General features: G+C 41.3%; 9 protein-coding genes and 1 pseudogene. 8 read left to right on the forward strand and 2 right to left on the reverse strand.

The genetic code is table 11. The features are described 5' to 3' along the window. From QNK26_RS15795 to QNK26_RS15805, 3 genes and pseudogenes are all read left to right on the forward strand, one after another. Positions 1–269, forward strand: a pseudogene (locus QNK26_RS15795) (hypothetical protein); the annotation flags it as partial. A 26-nt stretch (positions 270–295) separates the two neighbouring features. Then, on the forward strand, positions 296–1,381 hold the full coding sequence (locus QNK26_RS15800) for an AI-2E family transporter (protein WP_319224832.1): 1,086 nt from the start codon (positions 296–298) through the stop codon (positions 1,379–1,381). Further along, entirely contained in the window at positions 1,378–2,040 is a 663-nt protein-coding gene (locus tag QNK26_RS15805) for a potassium channel family protein (protein ID WP_319224834.1), read from the forward strand. The genes QNK26_RS15800 and QNK26_RS15805 overlap by 4 nt, the downstream gene beginning before the upstream one ends. A 38-nt stretch (positions 2,041–2,078) precedes the next feature. Here the strand turns inward: QNK26_RS15805 and QNK26_RS15810 are convergent, their stop codons facing one another. Both QNK26_RS15810 and QNK26_RS15815 read right to left on the reverse strand, forming a co-directional pair. Then, positions 2,079–3,524 carry a cupin domain-containing protein gene (locus QNK26_RS15810; RefSeq protein ID WP_319224835.1) on the reverse strand — a complete coding sequence of 482 codons (1,446 nt, stop codon included), beginning with the start codon at positions 3,522–3,524 and terminating at the stop codon, positions 2,079–2,081. 56 nt (positions 3,525–3,580) lie between these two features. Continuing rightward, on the reverse strand, positions 3,581–4,339 hold the full coding sequence (locus QNK26_RS15815) for a hypothetical protein (protein ID WP_319224837.1): 759 nt from the start codon (positions 4,337–4,339) through the stop codon (positions 3,581–3,583). Positions 4,340–4,596: 257 nt separating this feature from the next. On the opposite strand from QNK26_RS15815, the gene QNK26_RS15820 reads away from it, so the two are divergent. The 5 genes from QNK26_RS15820 to QNK26_RS15840 all read left to right on the forward strand — a co-directional run. Next, positions 4,597–5,037 (forward strand): MarR family transcriptional regulator, encoded by a 441-nt coding sequence (locus QNK26_RS15820; RefSeq protein WP_319224839.1) that lies wholly within the window; start codon positions 4,597–4,599, stop codon positions 5,035–5,037. A gap of 134 nt (positions 5,038–5,171) precedes the next feature. After that, complete coding sequence (pspB, locus tag QNK26_RS15825) at positions 5,172–5,393, forward strand: envelope stress response membrane protein PspB (protein ID WP_319224840.1); 222 nt, start codon at positions 5,172–5,174, stop codon at positions 5,391–5,393. Then, positions 5,390–5,779 carry an envelope stress response membrane protein PspC gene (gene pspC / locus QNK26_RS15830; protein ID WP_319224842.1) on the forward strand — a complete coding sequence of 130 codons (390 nt, stop codon included), beginning with the start codon at positions 5,390–5,392 and terminating at the stop codon, positions 5,777–5,779. Before pspB ends, pspC begins: the two co-directional genes overlap by 4 nt. 84 nt (positions 5,780–5,863) lie before the next feature. Beyond that, the gene (locus tag QNK26_RS15835; RefSeq protein ID WP_319224843.1) at positions 5,864–6,448 is read left to right on the forward strand and encodes a DUF4136 domain-containing protein; all 585 of its coding nucleotides are present in this window, start codon (positions 5,864–5,866) and stop codon (positions 6,446–6,448) included. A gap of 169 nt (positions 6,449–6,617) precedes the next feature. Next, positions 6,618–8,229: bifunctional 2',3'-cyclic-nucleotide 2'-phosphodiesterase/3'-nucleotidase (locus tag QNK26_RS15840; protein ID WP_319224845.1), on the forward strand; the 1,612-nt coding region annotated here is incomplete at its 3' end.

The following is an 8,229-nucleotide window of genomic DNA, read 5'->3' on the forward strand; positions in this document are numbered from 1 at the left end:
CTAACCTTTTATTCTATACTTTATCTATTTCATTAGTCGCTATTGTGATTGCCACACAAATCTATACTAATCCTGAAAAAGCACCGATTTTCGCCACTGCTTTTAGTACTGTATTGGTATTATTAGGCAGCACCCTAATGAGCGCCGGTGACATAGATAACAATATGTTTATACGTATTTTCCAGCTATTTCTAGTTGCAGGTTACATGATTTTTGTATCTTTCTTCTTAGAAACAAGACGTTGGAAATTCTTACTCATTCAGCCTTAGTCGCTATATGATAACAAGGAATATACATGCCTAACAACAGCAACTTTACCTCTCAAGCGATTGATGCTTATATAAAAATTGCAGCAATTTCGCTTCTGATATTTTGGTGTTATTCCATTTTAAAACCATTCATTTTATTGGTGGTCTGGGGCGGGATTATTGCAACGGCGCTATATCCGATAGTCATATGGGCGAATAGCAAATTTAGCATAAGTAAAAGTAAAGCCAGTGCGGCGCTCACCATCATTGGCGTATTGCTGTTATTAATTCCCCTCATTGCACTTTCAACCGGCCTTTACACGAGCGGCTCAGCATTATTCACCGAGGTCCAAGCGGGCACTATCGCCATCCCAACACCAAATGTAAGTATTAAAGACTGGCCCATCATAGGTGACAAAGCCTATGCATTTGGGTTACAGGCATCATCAAACTTGGAAAGCATGTTAACCACTTACAGTGAAGAAGTAAAAAGCGTAGTAAGCAAACTGGCTTCGTTACTTGGCAGCCTTGGTGGCAGTTTTATTCAATTTATTATCTCAACAATCATCGCTGGCGCTTTCATGGTTAATGCTGAAAAATGCGAACGCGCTTTTGTATTAGTCGCGAGTCGCCTAACAAGAGAACATGGTGAAGGCTTGACCTCTTTATCTAAAACCACGATCAGGAGTGTAGTACAAGGGGTGATTGGCGTAGCCATTATTCAGTCAATGCTGGCGGGTGTCGGGGTTGCATTGGCAGGCATTCCAGGGCTAGCTTTATGGATGTTTTTAGTGCTGATTGTGGCTATCATCCAGCTTCCTCCAATCCTCGCATTACTACCTGCCATTATCTATGCATTCGCTTTCGACACCACCACAACGGCCGTTATATTTTTAATATGGTGTATTGTGGTCAGTGGTAGCGACGCAATTCTTAAGCCTATTTTGTTAGGTCGTGGTTCTGATACCCCAATCCTGGTTATTTTACTGGGTGCGCTGGGTGGTATGGCAATGTCTGGTATTATTGGTTTATTTGTCGGTGCTGTTATATTGAGTTTAACCTATCAGTTACTCACCGTTTGGTTAGACTCTGAAACTGAAACTAAAACTAAAACTGAAGACACATCGCGATGAAAAAAGTGTCAAAAGATGATAATTTCTACTTTTTGCTACTGGCATTATTAGGACTATTGTTCACAAGTGCAATGCTGCAGCAGCTGTTCAGTGGCGGTCAGAGAACGATCTTAGTTTTGATTATTACATGCTTGGCGGTGTCGATTGTTGGCGTTAAGTACAAGCAACGCTTCTATCGACATTGGTATATTTTCTTGCTTAGCCTAACGGCAATATCAGGAACTATTAGCTTTTTAGATGAATATGACCTCTCTCTTGTCACCTTATTCGCCTTGCTGCTTTTTCTACTGTCCCACACCTTCACGGCGCTAAAACAGGTTATGCTAAGTAAATATGTCAGTAAAAATCAAATTATTGGTTCTATATGTGTTTATCTACTGATTGGTGTCTCATGGTCAATTATCTATCTAATCCAGATCGAACTGTTTCCGCAGTCATTTAATGGTATCGAGGCTAAACCTTGGTTTGATAACATGTTTGAAACTATTTATTTCAGTTTTATCACGTTAACAACCGTGGGTTATGGCGATATTTCCCCTGCGTTACCGATACCGAGGTTCTTTGTTTTTATTGAATCTATTTTAGGCAGTTTTTACCTCGCCATTATGGTGGCGAGTTTAGTCAGTAACCGATTAAACCAAGCATCACCTGACGAGTAAACGCACCTCTAATCATCATTGAGGTGCGTTACCGCTTCTTAGTTAGTCATGACAACTTGCTCTTTCGAGTCAAACGTTAACCCTGGCTTTAATTTAAAGTCGTGAAAATTAAAGCCATCGCTAAATACCGCACTACTTGCCTGTGTAGTCAAAGCTTCGGTAAATACCATCGGTGTTTCGAACACGCTGCGATCGCCATGCGGAGACCAGCTACCGGTAATGGCGACTTTTGGCGTGCCCTCTTTAAGCCCTAGCATTTCATGATCCCAATACGGACTGTGGAAATAGACATTGCCCGCGACCGCAGTATAAGTCTCGCCATTTAATAACCACTCGGTTTCACCACCAAGGATGTAATAAAATTCTGGCGTGGCATGGGAATGGGTTACATATTTGCCCTTTGGCCCATTGGCAATATAAGACATATTAAAATCATAAAGTTGCTCTGGCACTGTGGCTTGAAAAATCCCTTTCATACGCACGATCTTATCCCACGCGGCTAATAAATCGCCGCCTTTCGCGGCATCTTTTGCCCAGAAAAATGATTTCGGATCTATCTTAGTAAAATCGAGCCACTGCACATCTTTCTCATTGGAAAATAGCGGCGTGAGTGGATAACGGGACAATACCGAGTCAGCCTTACCTTTCATCGCCGCTAACTGCTGAACTTGATGGCCATAAAAGCTATCCTTAGCAGGTTCAGTCACTGAACTATGCTGTAGTGGGGTAAAACGTTGGCGCTCAGACTCATCCCACTGCTCAAAATTAGCAGGCATAACCGCTTCTAACGGTTGCGCGTGGAAATTACACCCCGTTAAGTAATAGCCATAATTTAAATATGTCTGATCACCTTCTGGTGCCCAACGAAACCACAGTATTTTAGCCGGTTTATCTGACAGCACTTTAATACGGCGTTGTGATAACGACTCTAACTTCACCGACGTACCGGTATAACCAGCGATGGTATCATCATCAACAGTCACCTCAACAGCGCCTTCTAATACATGAAAACTGCCCGGCGCAGCATCAGAAAAACGCGGTAATAATGCGCCGGGAGCCAAGGCCAATTCGACAATTTTAAAATCCGGATGATCCAGCACCGTTTTAACTTTCACTGCGGCACGTAACTGGCGCAACTCCGTAGCCGATACCGCTTTAATCGCATCCCAATCACTGCTAAATACCGCTTCTAATGGCTGCCAAGGTGATGTTGATGAATTAAACTCGGGCTGCACCAGGTCCGTTCCGCTAAACGATTGAGGCGCATTCGGATTAGCAACATCCACTTTACGCTTCTCCCGCATCGCTTCAAAGATACCATTGGCGGGATCATTTTTTTTATTCTCCGCTTTTTCAACATAAATATCTTGCGAGATATCTTTATAAGAAAAAACTTCCCCTACCTTAGGAATATACTGCTGTGCGTATAACGAGGTTGATACTACGGCTAGCGTCAGCGCGGTAGTCATTATTGATAATTTCATATTGTGTCCCTGCTAAATATTGGCGGTGATAAATGGAAAATATAGCGACTTACGCATTAAAAAAAGAAACGTCTTAATTTGATTTTAAACACATCATCTTTGGTTAATCCCTCACCCTGACCATCGATAGTGGTATCGTTTTGCTTGTGGTTATATTCTAAAATGTACCACCATTTTTTATCGTCAGTGATTGATGAGCCCCAAGACAAATTAATGTTCTTTTGTTCGTACTCGACCCCTTCACCTGACAACTTGTAATATTCAGGAAACAACATGAAATAAGAGCCATTATCTCCTACATATTTAGATAAATAAGCCGCTAACATGGTGCCTTTTGCATGTCGAACACCCATTGTTTTCAAATCAAACTTAGAATCGAGGTAGGCTACTTGCGGAAATAAATTTAACTTCCAACTTGTACTGATCGGTACTAACGAAATAAAACCGAGTGCATGCATATCAACATCCATGTAATCATTATCTTCGGCTAAACGAAAATAATCATAAGACACCCCAGCTTTAGGAACCCCTGACAATCCGGTATTCATCACATTATAAAATTGATAGCGCGATGCAGAATACTCTTGATCATCATTCCACTCCCCTTCGGCATGTAACATATACGAGACATCAGCGTTGTACTTGCCCGATATCTCCATACTAAAAATGCCACTGCTGTCATCCTTTACCGCGAGTGTCACTGACGTTCTAACTTTAGTGAGATCCGCTGAATCTGGCTGATTGTCTTCCGCTGCGGCGGGTGCTGCCAAAGGTAAGCATAAAGCAAGTAACGTCTTAGATAATTTCATTGTCATTTTTTAAACCGTCCAGGTATGAATGAGCCTCTACCATCACAGTTAGCAATCCGGATAACAACCTAAAAGTTTCTTTATCGTTTCGCAAAAAACACATTAAAAACAAACAGTTGAAACAACAAGTCATGTTGTCACCTATTTGTTAACATTTGAGCTGCATCACATCAATATATAGCTAAATATAGAAATTAGACGTTATAATTGAGTTTATAGAGAACACATAGTCGTGAATCACGCTATGTAAACCAAGGTAGCTTATGATAAATGAACAAAAACAAAACTATTTCAAAGAGATACATAAGCTTAATGAGTATTTTAGATTAAGTGCTGAAGTATTATTGAAAAAGCGCCACCTAAATTATGGCGCTTATATCGTGCTCAATAGCATTTTTGATAACCCAGACATCACCCAATACAAAATAGCCAAAACAACAGGATTTTCGGTACAACGGGTCCATCAAATAGTGAATATGCTGGAAGAGCGTGACTTGCTTATCCGCGTTAACATTTCAAAATACAAAAAACAGCTGCAATTAACATCCCAAGGCAACGAAGTCGTTAATACCACAGAATCAGAGTTAACCGCGCAATTTAAAGCGATGTTTCGTGACCAACAAGCTCTCGTCGACACACTGTCTCAATCGATCAAAGCCATGAACCAATATTTAAATACCAGCAATGTAGGCACACTAGCGTAAGCTAAAGTCTAAAACTGGCGATTTTAAGCAATACAAGTAACTAATTTGTGTATAAAATACCCTAATAAGCCATAATTAGTAGTGCATTTCCGCATCGTTAACTTGTCGCTATCTGTGCGCAATAAGGAATTACCATGGATTTTATTCAAATACCACTCACCGTATTTTTAGTTTTCGTCGCCCCGCTGTGGCTAATTTTAGCTTACCGCAGTAAACGTCAATCAAATCAAGGCCTATCTGAAAAAGATCAAGAAAACTTACAAGCATTGATTAACCGCACAGAGCAACTGCAAAAGCGTATCATTTCACTCGAGTCGATCTTAGATGCCGAGACACCGAAATGGAGAGAACGATGAGCGTACAAGCTTTATATCGAGATACGGAGAATGGCAAACTCGGCGGTGTGTGTGCGGGTTTAGCAGCCAGCGTTGGGGCTGAAATTTGGCTTATTCGGCTATTATTTGTCTCCTTGTTTTTATTTACCGGTTTCTTTCTTGCCATTGTGATTTATGTCATTGCTTGGCTGTTATTAGAAAAGATGCCAGTCCAGAAGCAAAAGAAAAACAGCATCTATGCCAACCATTCAATGAAGAAAAAATCGTGGCAACAAGGACATTCGGCGGAAAAAATACTCGAAAATATTAGCGCAGAACTCGACGAACTCGACAAAGACCTGCAGAAAATGGAAGATTATGTGATCTCATTTTCATTTAAAATGGATCGTGAATTTAACAAAAAATAAATGTAATGTTATGATTTTTTAATAGATATATAGGCACATGCGAATATACACATGTACATTGATAACGGACTATCAAAGGAGAGTATGATGAAGCTAACCATGCCATTTCTTGTCACCATATTACTCGTTGGCTGCACGACAACTGAATACAGTGCGACTAGCGGATACAGCACAACCAATCAATTGACCAAAGTCGAAACCGGTGACCTAACTCAATTTGCACAACAAAATACCACCTTTGCTTGGTATCCCGGACGCGGTAAAACATTCCTTCCCGAAGACAGCAATCAAACCTTATTTACTAGCTTTACTGAAAATGCCATCACCCAGATAATGCAAGATAAAGGCTATATCTTCACTCATAATGTACAACAAGCTGACTTTCTTATTGGTTATGGTTTGGCTGTAGAATCTGAACTCTCTGATGAGGAAATTTTTAACAAAGTGGGGTCAAACCTCGGTTTATCTATGAGTCACCTCGACCCAGATAAATTTCAAAAAGGCAGTGCACTTATCGCCTTTTATAACCCCCGTACTATTCAAACGGAGTGGCAGGTCCTCGCGCAAGGTATCGCTAAAACTGGGCTATCAAAGCAAGACCGTAAACAGAAAATTGAAGCGGTGATGTTTTCTATGCTTAATCACGTACCAGCAAAAACAGCACCATGATAATCGCAACCGTCACTCAGCTTGATCATACTGGCGTTGATACATAAATAAGCAAATAAACCCATCAGCTCAAATAAAACAATGTATTACCCGCAATTAACGCCAAGCTAGCCAATTTATGCTACCTTGGCGTTTTCTATATCTACTTCTATCTAATTTGGAGACAACCATGCCGTTATCTATCAAACCTGTAGCAATCGCTGTACTCGGTGGCCTGCTTACGATGGCCGGACCTGCTTATGCAGAAACCATTAAATTGCGTATTCTAGAGACGACGGATATCCATACCAACGTCATGGATTATGACTATTACAAAAACAAGCCGACAGAAAAAACCGGCCTTGTGCGTACCGCGACATTGATAAAAGCAGCACGCGCTGAAGTCATCAATAGTGTACTGGTTGATAATGGTGATTTGTTGCAAGGTAGTCCAATGGGTGACTACATGGCCGATAAAGGCCTGCAACCAGGTGATGTACACCCTGTTTACAAAGCCATGAATCAACTTGGTTATGAAGTAGGTAACTTAGGGAACCACGAATTTAATTACGGCTTAGATTTCTTACAAGAAGCAACTAATGACGCTAACTTCCCGTATATCAATGCTAACGTTATCGATCTTAAAACGGGTAAAAACATGTTTACCCCGTACATTATCAAAACCAATACCTTTAAAGATACTGACGGCGTAGAGCACCAAGTTAAAATTGGTTACATCGGTTTTGTACCACCGCAAATCTTAATCTGGGATAAGAAAAATCTAGAGGGTAAAGTTGAAGCGTTAGACATCAAACAAACAGCCGAAAAATTTGTACCGCAAATGAAAGCGCAAGGCGCTGATATCATTCTGGCGATCCCTCATTCAGGTGTATCAGCTGACCCGTATAAAGTAATGGCTGAAAACTCAGTTTACTATCTAACTCAAGTACCGGGTATTGATGCCATTGCCTTTGGTCATTCCCATGCGGTATTTCCGAGCGAGAGCTTCTCTAAGTTACCTGGCGCTGATATCAAAAAAGGCACAATCAACGGTATCCCAGCAGTCATGCCGGGTCGCTGGGGCGATCACGTGGGTATCATGGATCTAGTATTAGACAAACAAGGTGATACGTGGAAAGTAACCAACGCACAAACTGAAGCCCGCCCTATTTTCGACAAATTAACTAAGAAAGCATTAGTAGCCGCTGATGAAAAAATGGTTGCCGCAGTACAAGACGACCACAAAGCAACACGTAATTTTGTCAACCAGCCTATCGGTAAAGCAAGTGATGTGATGTACAGCTTCCTTGCACTGGTACAGGACGACCCAACAATCCAAATTGTGAACCTAGCGCAGCAGGATTACGTGCAACGCTTTATTCAAGGCGACCCTGATCTAGACGGTATTCCAGTACTTTCAGCGGCTGCACCGTTTAAAGCTGGCGGCCGTGGTAACGATCCAACTAACTTTACTGAAGTTGAATCAGGTCAGTTAACCTTCCGTAACGCCGCTGATCTATACCTTTACCCAAATACCCTAGTAGCAATGAAAGTAACCGGTAAAGAAGTAAAAGAATGGCTGGAATGTTCTGCTGGTCAGTTTAACCAAATCGACTTAAACAGCACGGCACCACAAGGTCTAATCAACTGGGATGAATTCCGTACTTATAACTATGATGTGATTGACGGCGTTAAATACGGTATCGATTTATCACAGCCAGCACGTTATAACGGCGAGTGTAAACTGATTAATCCAGATTCAAACCGTATTACCGACTTAACGTTTGAAGGCAAACCGGTAG

It is taken from the genome of Moritella sp., from assembly GCF_033791185.1.
Lineage (GTDB): Bacteria > Pseudomonadota > Gammaproteobacteria > Enterobacterales > Moritellaceae > Moritella.